General features: G+C 32.7%; 19 protein-coding genes. 4 read left to right on the top strand and 15 right to left on the bottom strand.

The annotated features are described in order from the left end of the window. Position 1: 1 nt before the first annotated feature. The 5 genes from napH to QZZ48_RS03365 all read right to left on the bottom strand — a co-directional run bounded on the left by napH (position 2) and on the right by QZZ48_RS03365 (position 6,393). Positions 2-829: a quinol dehydrogenase ferredoxin subunit NapH gene (gene napH, locus QZZ48_RS03385; protein WP_294961967.1), complete on the bottom strand. Its 828-nt coding sequence runs from the start codon at positions 827-829 to the stop codon at positions 2-4. Then, positions 829-1,641 carry a ferredoxin-type protein NapG gene (napG, locus tag QZZ48_RS03380; protein ID WP_294961964.1) on the bottom strand — a complete coding sequence of 271 codons (813 nt, stop codon included), beginning with the start codon at positions 1,639-1,641 and terminating at the stop codon, positions 829-831. The genes napH and napG overlap by 1 nt, the downstream gene beginning before the upstream one ends. A gap of 22 nt (positions 1,642-1,663) precedes the next feature. Further along, positions 1,664-4,507 (bottom strand): nitrate reductase catalytic subunit NapA, encoded by a 2,844-nt coding sequence (gene napA / locus QZZ48_RS03375; protein WP_294961962.1) that lies wholly within the window; start codon positions 4,505-4,507, stop codon positions 1,664-1,666. 207 nt (positions 4,508-4,714) lie between these two features. Further along, a complete protein-coding gene (locus QZZ48_RS03370) occupies positions 4,715-5,725 on the bottom strand; it encodes a type IV pili methyl-accepting chemotaxis transducer N-terminal domain-containing protein (RefSeq protein WP_294961960.1) in 1,011 nt (336 codons plus the stop codon). Beyond that, the gene (locus QZZ48_RS03365; protein WP_294961959.1) at positions 5,722-6,393 is read right to left on the bottom strand and encodes a Crp/Fnr family transcriptional regulator; all 672 of its coding nucleotides are present in this window, start codon (positions 6,391-6,393) and stop codon (positions 5,722-5,724) included. The genes QZZ48_RS03370 and QZZ48_RS03365 overlap by 4 nt, the downstream gene beginning before the upstream one ends. A gap of 120 nt (positions 6,394-6,513) precedes the next feature. Here QZZ48_RS03365 and QZZ48_RS03360 point away from each other — a divergent pair, with 120 nt between their 5' ends. Next, positions 6,514-7,773, top strand: coding sequence for a diguanylate cyclase (locus QZZ48_RS03360; RefSeq protein ID WP_294961957.1), 1,260 nt, complete (start codon positions 6,514-6,516; stop codon positions 7,771-7,773). On the opposite strand, the gene QZZ48_RS03355 is transcribed toward QZZ48_RS03360, so the two are convergent. From QZZ48_RS03355 to QZZ48_RS03325, 7 genes are all read right to left on the bottom strand, one after another. Then, a complete protein-coding gene (locus QZZ48_RS03355) occupies positions 7,770-8,114 on the bottom strand; it encodes a translation initiation factor (RefSeq protein WP_294961956.1) in 345 nt (114 codons plus the stop codon). The two genes, QZZ48_RS03360 and QZZ48_RS03355, sit on opposite strands and share 4 nt — an antisense overlap. Then, a complete protein-coding gene (locus tag QZZ48_RS03350; RefSeq protein WP_294961954.1) occupies positions 8,107-8,322 on the bottom strand; it encodes a DUF1653 domain-containing protein in 216 nt (71 codons plus the stop codon). Before QZZ48_RS03350 ends, QZZ48_RS03355 begins: the two co-directional genes overlap by 8 nt. A gap of 1 nt (position 8,323) precedes the next feature. Then, entirely contained in the window at positions 8,324-9,175 is an 852-nt protein-coding gene (locus QZZ48_RS03345; protein WP_294961952.1) for a DUF5718 family protein, read from the bottom strand. A gap of 52 nt (positions 9,176-9,227) precedes the next feature. After that, positions 9,228-10,835, bottom strand: a complete 1,608-nt coding sequence (locus tag QZZ48_RS03340) for an ABC-F family ATP-binding cassette domain-containing protein (protein ID WP_294961950.1) — start codon at positions 10,833-10,835, stop codon at positions 9,228-9,230. Between the two features lie 107 nt (positions 10,836-10,942). Then, the gene (locus tag QZZ48_RS03335) at positions 10,943-11,710 is read right to left on the bottom strand and encodes a methyl-accepting chemotaxis protein (protein ID WP_294961948.1); all 768 of its coding nucleotides are present in this window, start codon (positions 11,708-11,710) and stop codon (positions 10,943-10,945) included. 209 nt (positions 11,711-11,919) lie between these two features. Then, positions 11,920-12,762 carry a CHAP domain-containing protein gene (locus tag QZZ48_RS03330; protein WP_294961946.1) on the bottom strand — a complete coding sequence of 281 codons (843 nt, stop codon included), beginning with the start codon at positions 12,760-12,762 and terminating at the stop codon, positions 11,920-11,922. 3 nt (positions 12,763-12,765) lie between these two features. After that, positions 12,766-12,999, bottom strand: coding sequence for a hypothetical protein (locus tag QZZ48_RS03325; protein WP_294961945.1), 234 nt, complete (start codon positions 12,997-12,999; stop codon positions 12,766-12,768). A 181-nt stretch (positions 13,000-13,180) separates the two neighbouring features. Between QZZ48_RS03325 and QZZ48_RS03320 the strand changes: the two genes are divergently transcribed. Next, on the top strand, positions 13,181-13,600 hold the full coding sequence (locus QZZ48_RS03320; protein WP_294961944.1) for a GNAT family N-acetyltransferase: 420 nt from the start codon (positions 13,181-13,183) through the stop codon (positions 13,598-13,600). 31 nt (positions 13,601-13,631) lie between these two features. On the opposite strand, the gene QZZ48_RS03315 is transcribed toward QZZ48_RS03320, so the two are convergent. Both QZZ48_RS03315 and QZZ48_RS03310 read right to left on the bottom strand, forming a co-directional pair. After that, positions 13,632-14,138, bottom strand: coding sequence for a ferritin (locus QZZ48_RS03315; protein ID WP_294961942.1), 507 nt, complete (start codon positions 14,136-14,138; stop codon positions 13,632-13,634). Positions 14,139-14,195: 57 nt separating this feature from the next. Next, on the bottom strand, positions 14,196-14,555 hold the full coding sequence (locus QZZ48_RS03310; protein ID WP_294961940.1) for a YchJ family metal-binding protein: 360 nt from the start codon (positions 14,553-14,555) through the stop codon (positions 14,196-14,198). A gap of 62 nt (positions 14,556-14,617) precedes the next feature. On the opposite strand from QZZ48_RS03310, the gene pta reads away from it, so the two are divergent. Together pta and QZZ48_RS03300 are read left to right on the top strand one after the other, a co-directional pair. Then, the gene (gene pta, locus QZZ48_RS03305) at positions 14,618-16,699 is read left to right on the top strand and encodes a phosphate acetyltransferase (RefSeq protein WP_294961938.1); all 2,082 of its coding nucleotides are present in this window, start codon (positions 14,618-14,620) and stop codon (positions 16,697-16,699) included. Continuing rightward, entirely contained in the window at positions 16,699-17,724 is a 1,026-nt protein-coding gene (locus QZZ48_RS03300; RefSeq protein ID WP_294961936.1) for an acetate kinase, read from the top strand. The genes pta and QZZ48_RS03300 overlap by 1 nt, the downstream gene beginning before the upstream one ends. Here QZZ48_RS03300 and QZZ48_RS03295 read toward each other — a convergent pair. Further along, a complete protein-coding gene (locus QZZ48_RS03295; protein ID WP_294961935.1) occupies positions 17,721-18,164 on the bottom strand; it encodes a hypothetical protein in 444 nt (147 codons plus the stop codon). The genes QZZ48_RS03300 and QZZ48_RS03295 overlap by 4 nt on opposite strands. Between the last annotated feature and the right edge of the window lie 116 nt (positions 18,165-18,280).

The raw sequence follows: 18,280 nt of genomic DNA, 5'->3' as shown, positions 1-18,280 counted from the left end.
GTTACTCTCCCGTTCTTTTATTTTTTGCTAGTTCTCTGATTGAGAAACCAAGTGCATTATCATCACACACTTCAATACATCTAGCACAATTTGTACATTCACCTGAAAGTACAGGTAGGCTTTCTTTATCGATCATATGTAAAACTTGCTTCTCAGGACAAACTAATTTACACTTCATACATGCAGTACAGTTCTCTACAGTATGTTTTACTTTAATCAGACTAAATTTACCTACTAGTGAGTAAAAACCACCTAGAGGACATATATGCCCACACCAGCCATTCTTAAGCACGAAAAGGTCGAATAGAAAAATAATAAGCATTGCTGCCCACCCAAATCCTAAACCAAATACTATTCCTCTATGAACCATAGAGATTGGACTAATAAACTCAAAAGCAGTAATGCCCATCACTGCTGAGATAATTAAACTTAAAACTAAAACCCAGTATCTCATATATCGAGTTGCTGGTTGTCTCTTTTGGTTACGATCTATATCAAAAAATCTTCTTGTAAATGCTGCTGCATCAGTTATCATATTTATAGGGCAAACCCAACTACAAAAAGCACGACCGCCTATTAGTAGATAAAAAATAGTAATAATTGCAACGCCTATTAGTAAATCAGTTGCTAAAATAGCACCAGCTGCAAGCATTTGCAAAGCAGCATACGGATCACTTAAAGGAATAACACCTAAAAAACTTGATGAACTAAGATTACCCATAAGGATATTCCATCCCCAATGGTTAGCTCCAAAATACAACAATAGTAAACCTATCTGGACAAATCTTCTCATAAAAAGATATCGGTAATTATTCCATAGCGTAGCCATTAGTATAAATCCCCCGAATCATTTAAAGAGTCAATTGCACTTTTTTCACTAAGTCTTGTTTGAGTTTTGATTTCTTTAGCATTTACTAAACGCTTTTCGTCCTCTTTATCCCAACCTTTGATATAGTAATCTCCTGCTCTACCCATTGAAACTTCCCTAGGAAGCACAAATATAGCTGCTTTTTCTGTAACACAAGCTTTTTCACACAAACCACATCCAGTACAGACGTCAGCATGAACAATTGGTTTCATAAAAGCATGTTTACCAGTTCTTTCGTTCTTCTCATAAACTACAGTTATAGCTTCACCCAATAAAGGACAAGCTCTATAACATGCATCACATTGAATTCCCCAAAAAGCAATACAACTTTCGTCATCAATAACTGCAAGACCCATGTCGGCCACATTTATATCAAGTTTTTCATCAGTCGTAACACTAGATTGATCAAGTGCACCTGTTGGACAAACAGGTACACAAGGAATATCTGGACACATATAACAGGGAATTTCCCTAGGAATAAAATATGGAGTTCCTAGAGGTTTATTATCACCTGGTTTAGCGAGTAACAATGTATCGAATGGACATGCTTCAACACACAATCCACACTTAATACAAGTTTTCAAAAAATCATCCTCTTTTATGGCGCCTGGTGGACGAAGGAGTAATTGAGAAGCCGTAACTTCATCAATAAATGCACTCCATACAAATCCACCCAGTGCTGTAACTCCAACACCGCGTGCCATAGTGAGGATAAATTTTCTTCTATCACTCAATGGTTCTTTTCTTTCTATTTTAGGTCTGTTTTCGCTCAAAACGAATCTTTCCTTTTTCTAACTATGCTTTGTAAATTTTTACAGCACATTTCTTGAAGTCTGTTTGTTTTGATAATGGACAAGTCGCATCTAAACATACTTTATTGATAAAAACTTTTTCATCGAACCATGGAACAAAAACAAGACCACGAGATGGTCTATTTCTACCACGAGTTTCAACTCTAGCTTTTACTTTACCACGACGAGATTCTACCCAACATAAACCACCTTGTTTTACATCGAATTTCTCAGCGTCTTTAGGGTGCATATAACATAGTGCTTCTGGAACTGCACGATATAGTTCAGGTACACGCATAGTCATAGTTCCAGAGTGCCAGTGTTCTAATACACGACCTGTACTTAACCAAGTAGGGTACTCTGCATCTGGCATTTCTGGAGGATCCATATATGGACGAGCAAAGATTTTAGCTTTGTTTTTAAGGTAATGTTTACCTGGTTTATCAGCATAGCTAAGTTTTAAATCTTTCTTAATTCCATTCAAGTTACCTTGAGGACGAACTTTTAAGAATCCACCGTAGAATGCATGTGAATTACCAGTCTCTTTTGTAGCTTTAGCTGCATAAGGATCGTATTTCGCATTGAATCTCCACTGAGTTTCTTTACCGTCAACAACAGGCCACTTAAGACCACGAACTTTATGGTAAACATCAAATGGTGCAAGGTCATGACCGTGACCACGTGTAAATGCTGCATACTCTTCAAAAAGGTATTTATGGATATGGAAACCATAACCTGCCCATTCTTTACCATCTGAACCCATAACACCACGGCTATCGCCATTACTTTCAGTGTCATCATATCCAGTATTAATAGGATCGTTCATATCTTTTTTATAAGATTTAGCTCTATCATTAGCAAAAAGAACTTCAAACATAGTAGTCTCAGGTGTATAACCAGCTGCTTTAACTGCTGCTGCTGAGATAGCTTTCATGTCTTTCTTGCCCCATTTTACTTTAACATCTTTCATCCAAAGATCTTTAATAGTAAAACGCTTAGAGAACTCAATCCATTGCCATGTATCTGACATTGAATCACCTACTGGTAGAACTTGTTGTCTCCAGTGTTGAGTACGACGCTCAGCATTACCATAAGCACCCCATTTTTCATAAATCATAGCTGTTGGTAAGATAAGATCTGAAACTTTAGCAGAAATACCTGGGTAACCATCAGAACATACAATAAAGTTATCCATCTCTCTAGCAGCTTTTAACCAGTGAGATGCAGAAGCTGTATTTTGGTAAGGATTACAAACATTAATCCATGCAAATTTAACATGACCATCTTCAAGGTCACGGTGGATACGCATAATATGTTGTCCCATTTGACCATTGATAGTTCCTGCAGGAACTTGCCATTTTTTCTCAACAATAGCTCTATGCTTAGGATTTTTAACCATCATATCAGCTGGAAGTCTATGTGTAAATGTACCAACTTCACGAGCAGTACCACAAGCAGAAGGTTGACCAGTTAAACTGAACGCACCATCACCCGGCTTAGCTTGTTTATTTAGTAAAAAGTGAACATTGTAAGCAAGAGTATTAACCCAAGTACCACGTGTATGTTGATTCATACCCATAGTCCAAAAAGATACTACTTTTCTTCCTTTTTCAATGTATAAATTAGCTAAGTTTTGAAGTTTCGCTTGGAAACTTTCAATAGACTCATCTGGATCACCTTTAGAAATTTTAGCAGTATACTCTAGTGTATATGGAGCTAAAGATTTTTTATACTCTTCAAATTCTATTAACCAGTGCTTAAGACCTGGCTTATTGTGAATCATTTCATCACCAGCTTTGTAACCATATGGTGCTAGAGCTGGAGCTTCTTTTTCAGAAACGATAGTTTTCATTTCTTTTTTGATAATCTCCATTTCAGCGTCAGTATATTTACCTTCTCTGATTGACTTTTCACCAGCTTTTCTCATACCATAACCGATGTTTGGATGTGCCGCTGCAAACACCATGTGCTTGTTTACGAAATCCCAATCAATTGATTCTGGGTGATTAAATACGATTTCTCTAGCAATGTAGTTCCACATAGCAAGGTCTGTACTTGGTGAGAAAATAATCTCTGAATCAGCTAAATCTGAAGTTCTATGAGTATAAGTAGAAATATTGATAACTTTTACTCTCTCAGGATCTGAAAGTTTTCTGTCAGTTACACGAGACCATAGGATCGGGTGCATTTCTGCCATATTTGAACCCCAAGATACGATTGTATCAGTAAGTTCGATATCATCATAACAACCTGAAGGCTCATCAATACCAAATGTTTGATAAAAACCAACAACAGCAGATGCCATACAGTGACGAGCATTAGGATCGATTGCGTTTGAACGGAATCCACCTTTCATCATCTTCTGAGCTGCATAACCTTCCATAACAGTGTACTGACCAGAAGCGAATACTGCTACTCCCTCAGGACCTTTTTCATTAAAAGCTGCTTTAGCTTTCTCTTCCATAACATCAAATGCTACTTTCCAAGAAACTGGAGCAAATTTACCTTTTTTGTCAAATTTACCGTTAGCGTCCATTCTTAGTAGTGGTTGAGTAAGTCTATCCGCACCATACATAATCTTAGCATTAAAGTAACCTTTAATACAGTTTAGTCCTCTATTAACTGGAGCCGCAGGGTCCCCTTTAACAGCAACAATTTTACCATTCTTAGTAGCCATCATGATACCACAACCAGTACCACAGAAACGACAAGCTGCCTTGTCCCATCTCCAGCCGCCTTCAGCTTTGTTCGCCGCTGCTTCTAGCTCTGCTGGTACACTCATACCAATTGCTGCTGCTGCAGATGCTGCCGCTGAACTTTTAAGAAATTCTCTTCTTGAAAGTGACATATATTCTCCTGTTAGATAATTTTTAGAAACGAAGTGAATTCAAAAAATTACTTTATTTCAATTTTTTGTTAAGGTGTCCATTAACGATTTGATACTACCACTTTGATGGCAAAAAAATCTTTGACTTATGTCAAAAAGTTAGATTTTTTTATTAAGAATTGTTTTATTTATGAAAAGAGTGAAGATAAGTAGCACCTAGAATATAGATTATATTCTAGCTTCTTGGCAACTTTTTGTTAGTTTTTCTAACTCTCGCTTCAAGTTAGATAGCTTTTTTGTGGAGTTCATGAGTTCTTCCGTTGATTCTATAACTATATCTTCACTATTATTAAGATGTTTATGAACTAAAGACTTGTCTTTTAATTCATCAATGATAGAATCAAACTCATCTGTAAGCTCTTCTAATTTAGAAGCAGCTTTTTCAGACTGAAGTAATGCACCATTAGAATAATCCATAGCAGTATTAACTTTTTGTATAAAACAGTTAATAGTATCACTTACTTCAACAATTTCAGTCTCACTTGCATCTTCTAGTTGTAGTGGTTTTAGATTTGAGATATCTTCATTATTTATAAGCATTCTTGAGTATTGCATAAAGGCATCAACATGAGACTCAATAGAACGTAACTGTAAAAGAGAGTACAAAAATAATATAATTAATATAATTCCAGCGGTGTACTGAAATGTTTTGATAAAGTTAGTTTTGTCTTCACTATAATCAGTATACATGGTTACTAATTTATCTACATTATCTAAAAGGATAGTGTTGTCCATATATATAGAAGTAATAATTTCTTCAAGTTCAACTTTTCTATTTAAATCTGAAGTAGTATATAGTTTGAAGTTCTGTATATTTTCATAAAAATGTTCCCAAAGCTTATTTATTTCTATCTGTTGTAATGATATCTTATATGTAGGAACTGGAGAGATATTTTTATCTGAATCACCATGTCTTAAAGTATTGAGACCTTTTATAAATTCATCGATAGCAGAATTTAGTTCATAAAAATCTTTGTTAGAGCTATAGTGTATATAAAAAACATTCTTTGACATTTTTTGTGTAAGCATCCTCTGCTTTCCTGCAATGTTAATTATCAGGGCATCTTTTTCATTTTGTTGGTTTAAATATATTGTGGTAGCTATTACACTAAGCATTAATACAATAAGAAGAGCACCTAATACTTTGATTTTTGTACTTATACTAGTTGCTTTTTTCATAATTGTTCACCTCTAAATATATTATTTAATTTTTCATAATCTAAAATAGAAATATTAGAGTTTTCTACCTCTATGATTTCACTTCTTTTTAATTTTTTCAAAACTCTCGAAAGTGTTTCAGGTTGAATATGTAGCATAAAAGAGACTTCTTGTCTTTTTAAAGAGTTAAACATTTCTAAATCTTCACTTATCATAAATGCAACTTTGGCAGTGGCATCAAAAACAAGTTCTCTATTTACAACACAGTGTAGTTGATGAGTTTTTAATAGAATTTCATTTATAAATTCATTATTAAGTATATTGTTAGCTAGAAATTTTTCTTTAAATTTTGTAAAATTTACTTCAATAATTATACTGTCTTCCATAAACTCTGAATTTGAGTAACAGTAGATAGAGTCATTGTCTAAGCTTGTTAATTCAGAGATAAGAGAGTTTTTGTGAATGTGGTATAGGAAAATTTCATTTTCAAATTTATCAATTTTGTAGACTTTTAATACTCCAGAAACTAAAAAAAAGATTTTGTTAAAAGTGTCGTTTTCATAGTATAGTATAGATCCTTTAGGATACTCAACTATATTAGAAATACTTTTTATTTCTTGAAGTTGTTCACTATCTAAAGACTTAAAAAAATTTAATTTTTTTATAGATTCTAGTTTCTCATCTTTCATATAAACTCTTTAATTACCATTATTAAAATACCTGTTTTTTAATTCTTGATTGTATTTTATCATAAATAAATGGCATAAAATTTGCTTATTGACTTAAAGAATCTATAAGTTGGAGGATATATGAAGTTTATTGAAGCACTAAAGTTAAGAAGTAAACTGTTTTTTCTTTTTATGCTTATTACTATGGGCCTTGTTATTATTGGAATAATGGGTTATTTAAATATTAATTCCATGAAAAAAAATCTAGACTCCCTATACTTCGGTTCACTAGTTCCAGTAACTGAATTAAATGAAATCCTTCAAATATATCATGGCTCAATCGCTAATACAATATATAAAGCAAGAAACACTGAAATTAGCTCATCTCAAACAACATCTGAGATAGAAAATGCTCTTTTAAAAATAGAGATGCAATGGCGAAATTATGAGTCTCATTTTAAAAGAGATGAAGAACTTCAGTATGTTCAATATACTGCTTTAGAGATAAAAGCAACAAATGAATACTTTAAAAAAATACTCAATGGCGTTCTCTCCGGAGAAACAATAGAAAATATTTCTATGGAAAACTTTGAAAAACGAGTAGAACATATTCACTCAACAGTAAAAAAATTAATTAACTATGAAGTTGAAGTTGCTAAATATGAGAGGAAAAGCTTTCTCTCCCTATATGAAAAGCTTATTCAAAATGTTGGAATTATTTTATCTATAATCATTTTAGGTGTATTGATTATTTCATATTATGTTTTTAAGAGTATTCAAAATGATCATACAAAATTAGAAATTACAACTAAAAAATTAAGAAGAGCAAATAAAAAGCTTGAAAATGTTTCATATACAGATGTTTTAACATCTCTTCATAATAGAAGGTATTTTAACTTTGTATACGACAGAGAATTAAAACGTGCTAAAAGAACAAAATCATATATAACCTTTATGATGTTAGATATAGACTTTTTCAAACAGTATAACGATACTTATGGACATATAGAAGGAGACTTCGCACTTAAGAGTGTAGCTAAGGTATTAAAAGATTCTTTAAAAAGACCTAGTGATTATGTATTTAGATTAGGTGGAGAAGAGTTTGGTGTTTTACTTATCGATACTGATGAGTCAAATAGCGCTAGATTAGCACGTGAGATATGTGACTCAATTAGATTAAGAGAGATAAAACATGAGACAAGTAAGGTCAATGAATTTCTTACTATATCAATCGGGGTAGTATGCTGCGTAGCTGATGAGGCTCTTAATGAAGATATATTAATAAGTCGTGCTGATGAGATGCTATACAAAGCTAAAGAGAGTGGCAGAGATGGTTATATCATTACAACCAATGTAAGTGAAGCAACGGTCCTAGAGAGCTCTGAGCAGATAGGTGCTTAGTGACCGTGTTTAAACCTAAAGCCTTCATTTACTAATAGTTCTCTTAGTTTAACTTTTAGTTCGCCTTGAAATTCCATCCAATTATCTTTATAAGCTCCACCACAACCCAGTTTCTTTTTTAAGAGTTTAAGTGTAGCAGTAGTATCTTCTTTTGGAAGTTGAAATTCACCAACAAGAGTTACAGTTTTCCCTCGTCTTTTTTCTTTTTTAAATACTAAAAAGTGTTTAGAAGGTTCTAGTATTTCATTTGATACCTTAGATTTACGAGGAGTTTGAACTTGTGCCCATCCATCGTCAATATCTGCACCAATGAAAATATCTAGTTTTTTTCCTCTAGACATTAGAATCTCCAATGTATGAAAAGCGTGGAATTTCTTTGTTATCAATTACAATATTTTCAAAAAACATTGTATATGGTCTTACCCATAGACTCTCATCAGCATATAGTGCTCTATAAAGAACCATAAGCTCTTCACTCTCACTATGTCTAACTGTATCTATGACTTCATAGCGATGACCCTTATAATGTTCGTAAATACCAGTTTTCATATTAAACTACTTTTTGAGCCAATACGCACATCTTATCATATGCGTTATTTTTAATATTTTGAGTAACTTCTTCTTTTGAAAAATCATTTCTATTATAAAGTGCGATAATTATCTCATCGTCATTTTTCAAAAATGTGCTTTCTCCATACTCCGTATATCTAGTAGCACCAATACTTATAATTGCTTCTTTAGGATTATCACATGCTTGAAGGTATTCGCTTAGAGGTTCTAGTGGTCCAAAGTTTTCTTGGACATTGATTTGATTTGTCATCCACACAAGAAGTTTGTCATAAAAGTAACTGTAACCATTAAGTTCTACATCTTCTCCATAAGCATGAAGTTCACCATCACGAGAAAGAAAACTACAAATAGAGTATGAATCCATTACCCCGCCTTCTTCAAACTTATCTATTTTTACAAGAGAATCACTAATTCCTTTAGAATTTTCTCCCCAGTTCTTTTTGTCACTGATTTTACTCTTTCCAGCAATTCTTATAGAACAGTCATTATAAGCACCAAAGTGAGTTGGTGTTATTTTAGATAGTTTTCCATCAGAGTATTGTAGATTACAAATAAGAGCAACTTCAGGTTCAGCTTGAATATTTATATCTTCTTTTGGAAGTTTGATTCGAGAGTTTGAAAGAGGGTAGGTAGATAAAATATCTTTAGCGTTTAAAGGAAGTTGATTTTCTTTATCACTTGAACGAGGTAAATAAAAAGGGAACATGCCTTTAGGTGCTGCTTCATCTGCAGTTATAATATCTTTAAACTCTTCTAACTCACCAGCTTGAGCTAGATGCAAAGCAAAGTTACCTGCTATACCAAGACCTAGAAAATTTTTATATTTTGGCATTGTTCATCCTTTTATTTTTATTTATTCGCCCGAAGGCGAAAAGTAAATTTGCTTATGCCTTAGCATTTTCCTTAACAAGAGCATACTCCTCGTAAGAACCTTTGAAATCTGTAATACTACCATCAGCATGTATTTCAATAATACGACTAGCAAATGCGTCCAAAAGCTCACGGTCATGTGACACACATATTACATTTCCTGTAAATTCTAAAAGTCCTTCACCTAGTGCAACAATTGCTTCAAGGTCAAGGTGATTTGAAGGCTCATCTAAAACTAAAAAGTTTCCACCCTCTAACATCATTTTAGAAAGCATCATTCTATGTTTTTCACCACCAGAGATGCTCACTACAGATTTTTCTTGTTGCTCACCATTAAATAGCATACGACCAAGACAGTTTCTGATTTCTGCAATATCACGTTTAGGATCAAAAGCTCTTAACCAATCGTAAAGAGTACCATCACCACTAATTGTATCAGCTGTATCTTGAGGGAAGTAAGAATTTTCAATTGTAGCACCCCAGTTGATTTCTCCTGAACTTGCTTTCATCTCTTCCATTAAAATTTTAACAAGAGTTGATTTACCTGCACCATTTGGTCCGATAAGTGCAACTTTTTCACCTGGCTCAAATTTAAGACTTACATCTTTTAGAACTTCATTACCATCAGGATAAGTATGATTTACATTTACGAGAGTTAATGCTTCATCACCCATAGTTCTTTTTGCTTTAAAAACAATACTTGGATCTCTTCTTGAAGATGGTTTTATATCTTCTATAACTAGCTTATCAAGTTTTTTTTGTCTTGAAGTTGCTTGTTTAGCTTTAGAAGCATTTGCGCTAAATCTACGAACGAAAGCTTCTAGTTCATCTTTTTCTTTCTCTTTTTTAGCATTGTTAAGTTCCATCTGTTTTGCTATTACATTTGCAGCAATATACCAATCATCAAAGTTACCAGTAAATTCACGGATTTTTTGATAATCAACATCAAGGATATTTGTAACAACAGCATTAAGGAAGTGTCTATCGTGAGAGATAACTACCATAGTTCCTTCATGGCGCTTAAGCTCATTTTCTAACCAACTAATTGTCTCGATGTCAAGGTTGTTTGTAGGCTCATCAAGAAATAGTACATCTGGTTTTGGGTATAAAACTTGTGCAAGTAAAACTTTGAATTTATCAGCACTATCTAGTGTACTCATAAGGTTTTGGTGTAAATCAGCTTCAATTCCTACATTCTCAAGTATTTTAGCGATATTTACATCATACTCGTAAGTTGGATCTTCTTCAACTGAGATTACTTCTAATTCTGCAAGACGATTGTTAACTGCATCATCTTCGAAGTCTCCAGTTGTATAAAGCAACTCTTTTTCTTTGATTGCATCGTATAGTCTTTTGTTACCAAAAAGAACAGCATCTAGAATTGTGTAATCTTCAAAAGCAAATTGATTCTGTCCTAAAACACCAACTTTATTTGCTTTAGGGATAACGATATCACCTTCGAATTCATCAATTTGACCACATAGGATTTTCAAAAAAGTTGTTTTTCCGGCGCCATTAGCACCAATAAGACCATATCGTTTGTGACGGTCTAGCTTGAGGTTAATGTCTTGAAATAGAACTCTATTTCCAAAGCGCATAATTAAATTTTGTACGTTTACCATAATTATATCTCTTAGATTGATTTACCAAAGAATATTCTGTTTTGCAGGCAACTTTAGCTATTTTCGCGATTATATCTAAGAGTTGTTTAAGATTTCATTATAATGGACTAAGTTTTATAACCTTTAAGCATATCATTTAGATTTATAGTCATTTGTGTCAATTTAGAAGACGCATCTGAGATGTCATCCATACTTTTTTTATTTTCTGTTGATATCTCTTGTATTTCTGAAACCTTATGAATCATAGATTCTACAGTTTGAGAATTTTTAATATATCCTGTAACTGTTTCATCTACTTGAACGATAGAGCGTTCTATTGATTGCATACTTGTACTGATTTCATTTTCAGTATTACTTGCATCTTTAGATAATTTCTCAGTGGCTTGAGCATTTTTAGAAGTACTTTCACTAGCGTCCATAATAGACTGAACTATAACACTGATTGTCGCATTAATCTCGCTGAGTGTTTTTTGAGTTCTCTCCGCAAGTTTACGAACTTCATCAGCAACAACAGCAAATCCACGTCCATGCTCACCTGCACGAGCAGCTTCAATAGCAGCATTTAAGGCTAATAAATTTGTTTGATCGGCAATATCTGCGATAATTACTAATACATCTTTAACCTGAGTGGCATCTGCGCTTAATTGCTCTAGTTTATGTGATAACTCTATTTCCTCTTGGGCACGTACTTGAATATCTGTTGCCAATTCAACTATTTGTTCGTTTGCACCTTTAAGTATCTCTCCAGCTAAATTGATATCTTCTTTTGTAGTTTTTGCTTGTTCAATTGAAAAAGTAAGAATATCTTTAAGATCTTGACCTTCAACTGATACCTTATTTACCAGATTACTCTCTTCTTGTGCTTTTACTTTCATGCTTGATGAAGTCTCGGATAGTGTTTGGGAAATATCTGTATTTTGAGAAGATGAAGTTTTAGCTTGGGATACTGTACTGCGAACTTTATCAATAAAAGCATTTATATTTTGAGCTACTTCAGAAATTTCATCACCCTCAGGAACTATTATTTGACTTGTTAAATCACCTTCTCCTTTAGCTAAATTATAAGAAGCATCTTGAAGAGTATTTAGTAATGATAGTCATATATTGAAACTTCATGAAAATTTATTCCAGGATGTGTGCTTTGACTTGTTTCACTAATAGCCTCTATAGTTGTGACTATATTAGTTTCACTGTTATAATTTTTAATAATTCCTGTGTGCCCACCATTAGATTTTCTCCATACAAAAATATCACCTTTTTTAAGAGTACCGGTATTCTCTACTAACTTATCGGGATGACTCTCTGCATAATTAAGTAATCCCTGTGTGTTTCTTGGTCTTACTTCTTTAGACCATCCAATTTTATGCAAATATCTACTTACAAGTTCAGAACAATCAATATATTCAAGTCCATCACTATTTTCACTTTTTCTAAGTGACCAACTTTCTTGCTTATACGGAGTATCTTCCATGCTTTCAGCCCATGTCAGCCCAGCATCTATATTTAAACTATATTCAGGCTTAACATAAACCCACCTCTCAACCAAAGCTTCATCCAAATCACCTTTTGCATTTACTATAAATATATCATATAGTCCATAGTGATCTAATATCTGTTTATATGCCGGATGAACTTGAACATGAGTAGTAGAGTATTCTTCTTTGTGCTTTTTACTCATTACTAGTTTTTCTTTTTCTCCAATCTTATGTTCATTCTCTACAATGTATAAGTATTGAGCTATTTGAGCACTTTTACTTTTTGGTAAGTATTCTTCGGTTTCTTTTTTTGGTTTTGCACCTTTTATTTTAAAGTTTACCTTATTTAAATACTCATTATCATAGTGTTTGATAAGGGCAGCTTTAATATCATCTGTTGATACTTCTTGCATCTCTTCTAGTTCTTCAAAGCCCTCATCTAAAGCCCACATAGATTAAACTGTAGTAGAGTCCGCAGTTCTAGAGAGTAATAAATTTTCAATAGAGCTAGCAAAGTCAACTATATGCTCTTTTTTAGACTCTTTTACTGCATCTAGAAGTGCCATATTACTTTTGACTAAAGAGTCTGAAGCTCTACTTATAGATATAGACATAATACTCAGAGTCATTACAAGAAGTGAAACTGCTAACAATGCAATTACTTTAAATTTAATACTTTTTATATTCACAATATATCCTTAATTCTTAATATGTGATAATACTGTGATAACTCTTTGATTAAATTAAATAAATTATTGTAATAATTATGCTCTATTTTTAATATATTGTTACTTTTTATTATATTTATAATCTTGGGTTTTTTGTAAATATTTTATTTACAATTCTAAGAAATAAATTGTAAAATATGTAATGCAAATAAGAGAATTAGATTTAAAAGAATTATATACGGTTTATGATGTGTTAAAGCAACTCAGACCAACCCTTAGTTATAAAGAGTTTGAAGACTTAATATATGATATGAGACATATGGAATATAAAATGTTTGGTATTATGGATGGCGAAGAACTTATTACTTATGCCGGTGTCGCTGTCCAAACAAACCTTTATCATAAGAGACATCTATATGTTTTTGAGCTTGTGAGTGATGAAAAATATAGAAATGGTGGATATGGAGTTATGATGCTCGATTTTCTAAATGATTATGCAAAAACATGCATGTGCCAAAATATAGTTTTATCTTCTAACTTTGAGAGAGAAGATGCACATAGATTTTACGAAAAGCATGGTTTTGATAAAAAAAGTTATATCTTTTTAAAGAGCGTTAATTAGAGTTATTAAGACTCTATAAACTAAATATTATTTAGTTTATAGGTGAAGGAGTTGCTCTTTGGTGAAGTTCATTATCTATCATAAGCAGACCATATCCATCGTCTTTAACAAGTTTGATTTTCGAGATAATCTCATTTACTGAAGACTCTTCTTCGACTTGCTCATTAACAAACCACTGAAGTAGATTGTAAGTCGCATGATCTTTTTCTTTTAGTGCCAAATCACTTAGATTATTTAGCCTAGATGTCATCATCTGTTCATGTTGTAAACTAAGTTGAAAAACATTTAACAGAGTTCCAAAACTTTTAGGTGGTTTAGCTATCTCTTTTAGAGATACATGTACACCTTGTTCTACTAGATAGTTGTATATCTTAGTAGCATGCATGTGTTCTTCTTCATACTGCATCTTAAGCCAGTTAGCAGCACCATTAAAGTCTGAATGATTACAATATGCAGACATAGCAAGATAAAGATAAGCCGAATAGAACTCTTGGTTTAGCTGAGAAGACAAGCCTTTTTGTATTTTTTTAGATATCACAGTAAACTCCTATTTTTTTTTATTTTAGGGTAAAGTGTATTAATCCTCTATAAATTATTATGCACAACACTTCTTGAACTTTTTTGTACTTCCACATGGACAAGTTTCATTTCGCTCAATTTTAGAATTGAAAAGCTCTCCATCTAGATATTTCCATAAACCATCAACTTTTACAAAACTACTCTTTTCATGTAAAACGTATATCTTAGCATTTTCTCTGTAGTATGCTTTAAATTCAACTATATCATCATAAGCATTGAGAACATCTAGCTTTAACCACTCTGTAGAATTTATATCTTTAAAATCTTGAATTTTTTGTTTTATTGAAGTCTCAACAATATAGTCCCAATCCTCTTTGACAAAGGCTTCATATCTACTTCTCATTAGTTCGAGAGGTGTTGAACATGGTGTATGCATAAATTATCCATTTTTTTTAAAAATTATACTATCTTTAACGAAAAAAGCTCTATTATAAATTTATGAAAATAAAATCACTATATATATCTGCACAAGAAAAAGGTGCAGGAATTCTTTTTGTCTCCATGGGAATGATGGAAATATTAAAGAGAAATCTTCACCGCGTTGCTTTTTTTAGGCCTATTACCTTATCCAAAGATACGGTTGATGGAGACATTGAGTTCATTTTACAAAGATATGATATTGACATGAAGTATGAAGATGCTTATGGTTTTGATATTGAATATGTTGAAAATATGATAGCTTCAAATCGTTCAAATGAGTTAATAAATCAACTTATAAGTAAATTTAAAAAATTAGAAAATGAATATGATTTTGTACTCTGTGAGGGAATAAGACGTTCATTCTTAACTACAACTATAAACTATGATTTAAATATTAAAATAGCTCAAAACTTCGGCTCATCTGTAATAAATATTATCAATGCAAGAAACTCAACTGCAACAGAAGTTTATGAAGATGTTCTTATGGAAAGGGATAATCTTAAATCTGAGAGCTGTGATTGTTTTGCAACAATCGTAAATAGACTTGGTGATGGAAAATATGAAGAGTTAGAAAAAAAACTACAAGGTAGCAGAGAAAACACTTATCTCTTTAAAGAGTTATCTGAGTTAGATCTTTTAACTGTTCAAGATGTAATAGAAGGTGTAGATGCTAAGGCTGTTTTAATAGGAGAAAAAGACCATACTAGAGTTATAAGAGGAATAAAAGTAGCAGCTCTTAGTCTTGATAATTTTTTAGATCATATTGAAGAAGATGATTTGGTAATAGTTCCAGCTGATAGATCAGATATTATACTTGGTCTTTTTGGAGCGCTTTATTCTAAAAACTATCCAAATATTAGTGCCATAGTTTTTCCTTTTGATATGACAGCGCATAAGAATGTTAAAAAACTGATAGAGGGACTAGACAGTTTTAATATCCCAGTTCTCTCAGTTGCTACAGATACTTATGAAACAGGCAAAAAACTTTCACAAGTAAATGCAAAGCTAAGAGTAACAAGTGAGAGAAAGATATCTTTGGCTCTTGGACTTTTTCACGCAAATGTAGATATAGAACTAATAGAGAAAAAAATTGCTGCTTCTAAAACAAAAATTACAACTCCTATGATGTTTGAGTATAAGTTATTTGAACAGGCTAGAGTAAATAAAAAACGAATAGTCTTGCCTGAGAGTATGGATGAGAGAATTTTAAGAGCAGCTGAGATAACTCTACGTCGTGGAGTAGCCGATGTTATTCTTTTGGGAAATGAAGAAAAACTAACACAAAACTACTTGAGACTTGGGCTTGATCTTAGTGAGGCAACTATTATCGACTACCTAAATTCAGAACTTATGGAAGAGTTTATAGAAGAGTTTTATGAAAAAAGAAAAGAAAAAGGACTAACAAGAGAAGCAGCAAGAGATGCCATGGGACATCTAAACTACTTCGCTACTATGATGGTTCAACTAGGATATGCTGATGGAATGGTAAGTGGTGCAATTCACTCAACTGGAGAGACCATCAGACCGGCTCTTCAGATTATAAAAACTAAACCAGATATTAGCGTGGTTTCTAGTGTATTTTTTATGTGTCTTAAAACAGAAGTATTAGTCTATGGAGATTGTGCAGTCAATCAAGACCCAGATGCCAAAACATTAGCTCAGATTGCAATATCATCTACTCGTACAGCTGAAGCTTTTGGGATAGATGCAAAGGTTGCAATGCTCTCATACTCAACAGGAGAGAGTGGTAGTGGTGCTGAGGTAGAAAAGGTAAGAGAGGCTACTAAAATAGTTCAAAGTAAACATAGTGATTTCCTTATAGAGGGACCTATTCAGTATGACGCAGCAGTTAATAAAAATGTAGCTCGTACAAAACTTCCAGATTCTAAAGTAGCTGGAGAAGCAAATGTTCTTATTTTTCCAGATTTAAATACTGGTAATAATACATATAAAGCAGTTCAGCGTTCAAGTGGTGCAGTAGCTATTGGTCCAATACTTCAAGGATTAAATAAACCTATTAATGATTTAAGTCGGGGATGCTTAGTTACAGATATTGTGAATACTATAGCAATTACTGCAATTCAAGCAGGGCAAGAATAATGAGAGTTGCTGTCATCAATTCTGGTAGTTCTTCATTGAAATTTAAACTCTTTAATATGGACACTCAAGAAGTTTTATATACTTTGGTAGTAGAAAATATTGGTGAAAAAAATTCTAAGATTAAAACTCATCAAGAGGCTTTAGAGAGCTTAGATATTGATTTTTTGTATGTAGATATCATTGGGCATAGAGTTGTCCATGGTGGTGAATACTTTCATGAAGCAACTATAATAGATGAAAAAGTAATTGAAAAAATTGAGGATCTAATTCCTCTTGCGCCACTTCATAATACAGCAAACTTAAAGGGCATAATGGTAGCGAGGCAAAAAGCTCCAGATGCTCTGCAAGTAGCAGTTTTTGATACAGCTTTTCATGCACAGATGCCACAAGAAGGGTATTTGTATGCTCTTCCATATGAGATGTATGAAAAACATAAGATAAGAAAATATGGTTTTCATGGAACTTCTCATTCATATCTTTTAAAAGAGTGTGCAATACTTCTAAAAAAAGAGACTAAAGAATTAAATATAATAACCTTGCATCTAGGTAATGGAGCAAGTGCCTGTGCTATACAAAATGGCATAAGTATAGATACTTCTATGGGTTTTACACCTTTAGAAGGTTTAGTTATGGGTACAAGATCTGGAGATATTGATCCTGCTGTTGTATTGTATATGCAAAGAGATTTAGGACTTAGTGTTAATGAAATAGATGAAATGCTAAATAAAAAATCTGGTTTGCTTGGCATCTGTAATAGTGGTGACATAAGAAAGATTTTACAAAGTGATGATGAAAAATCAAAGCTAGCTATAAATATGATGGTTAGGCGTGTTAAAAAGTATATAGGTGCATATTTAGCTCTTCTAGGTAGAGTAGATGCCATAGTCTTTAGTGGAGGAATTGGTGAAAATTCTGCTTATATTAGAGATAGAGTAATGGATAATAATTTAGCCAAAGGTACACCTGTTTTAGTTATAAAAACAGATGAAGAGCTTGAAATTGCAAGGCAGTGCTTAAAATTTTAAGACCAACTTTGTGCAAAAAGAGAATTTTTTGTAGCGATTGTGTTTAGAGTATTTAAGTCATTTTTGTTTAAAACTTGTTTCTTAATCTGGTAAACCATATTTACTAAGTATGCATATGAATCAAGATGTACTTCTTTGTTCATAAGTGCTTGAGTAGATAAAAAGTCCATAATGTCATTTCTACTTAGTTTGTCACAACTATATTTAAGGTTTTGAAGCATTAGAGCAAATAGCTCTTCTTCAACAATAAAAATATTAGTTGCCATTTTTTTAGAAGCATCTTCATCAATACCTCTTCTATGTAAATGTTTAGCAATAGAACTTGATACTGAATTTGCTTTAAATTTTGTGCTAGCTGTTAAAGATGTTGTAATAAGTGGAGTTAGGGCTAAAGAAGATGCTAGTAAAACAGATGATAAAATATTTTGATTTTTTTTCATTATTGGTATCCCTTTAAATTCGCCAATTCTAAAATCAAGTGCAATTTTTTGAAAGTAAGTTGAAAGATAGGATTAATCGATAATCTGCTAATCTTATTCGACCAAAAACAAAGAAG

This window comes from Sulfurimonas sp., assembly GCF_016744025.1.
GTDB lineage: Bacteria > Campylobacterota > Campylobacteria > Campylobacterales > Sulfurimonadaceae > Sulfurimonas.
This window is presented reverse-complemented; position numbering and strand designations above follow the sequence as displayed.

Bases quoted from the DNA above. Each gene is read 5' to 3' on its own strand.
- QZZ48_RS03345 (WP_294961952.1), bottom strand. From the start codon at position 9,175: ATGCCAAAATATAAAAATTTTCTAGGTCTTGGTATAGCAGGTAACTTT.
- QZZ48_RS03355 (WP_294961956.1), bottom strand. From the start codon at position 8,114: ATGTCTAGAGGAAAAAAACTAGATATTTTCATTGGTGCAGATATTGAC.
- QZZ48_RS03335 (WP_294961948.1), bottom strand. From the start codon at position 11,710: ATGAAAGTAAAAGCACAAGAAGAGAGTAATCTGGTAAATAAGGTATCA.
- QZZ48_RS03330 (WP_294961946.1), bottom strand. From the start codon at position 12,762: ATGTGGGCTTTAGATGAGGGCTTTGAAGAACTAGAAGAGATGCAAGAA.
- QZZ48_RS03340 (WP_294961950.1), bottom strand. From the start codon at position 10,835: ATGGTAAACGTACAAAATTTAATTATGCGCTTTGGAAATAGAGTTCTA.
- QZZ48_RS03300 (WP_294961936.1), top strand. From the start codon at position 16,699: ATGAGAGTTGCTGTCATCAATTCTGGTAGTTCTTCATTGAAATTTAAA.
- napH (WP_294961967.1), bottom strand. From the start codon at position 829: ATGGCTACGCTATGGAATAATTACCGATATCTTTTTATGAGAAGATTT.
- QZZ48_RS03320 (WP_294961944.1), top strand. From the start codon at position 13,181: ATGCAAATAAGAGAATTAGATTTAAAAGAATTATATACGGTTTATGAT.
- pta (WP_294961938.1), top strand. From the start codon at position 14,618: ATGAAAATAAAATCACTATATATATCTGCACAAGAAAAAGGTGCAGGA.
- QZZ48_RS03295 (WP_294961935.1), bottom strand. From the start codon at position 18,164: ATGAAAAAAAATCAAAATATTTTATCATCTGTTTTACTAGCATCTTCT.
- QZZ48_RS03310 (WP_294961940.1), bottom strand. From the start codon at position 14,555: ATGCATACACCATGTTCAACACCTCTCGAACTAATGAGAAGTAGATAT.
- QZZ48_RS03370 (WP_294961960.1), bottom strand. From the start codon at position 5,725: ATGAAAAAAGCAACTAGTATAAGTACAAAAATCAAAGTATTAGGTGCT.
- QZZ48_RS03350 (WP_294961954.1), bottom strand. From the start codon at position 8,322: ATGAAAACTGGTATTTACGAACATTATAAGGGTCATCGCTATGAAGTC.
- napA (WP_294961962.1), bottom strand. From the start codon at position 4,507: ATGTCACTTTCAAGAAGAGAATTTCTTAAAAGTTCAGCGGCAGCATCT.
- QZZ48_RS03360 (WP_294961957.1), top strand. From the start codon at position 6,514: ATGAAGTTTATTGAAGCACTAAAGTTAAGAAGTAAACTGTTTTTTCTT.
- QZZ48_RS03365 (WP_294961959.1), bottom strand. From the start codon at position 6,393: ATGAAAGATGAGAAACTAGAATCTATAAAAAAATTAAATTTTTTTAAG.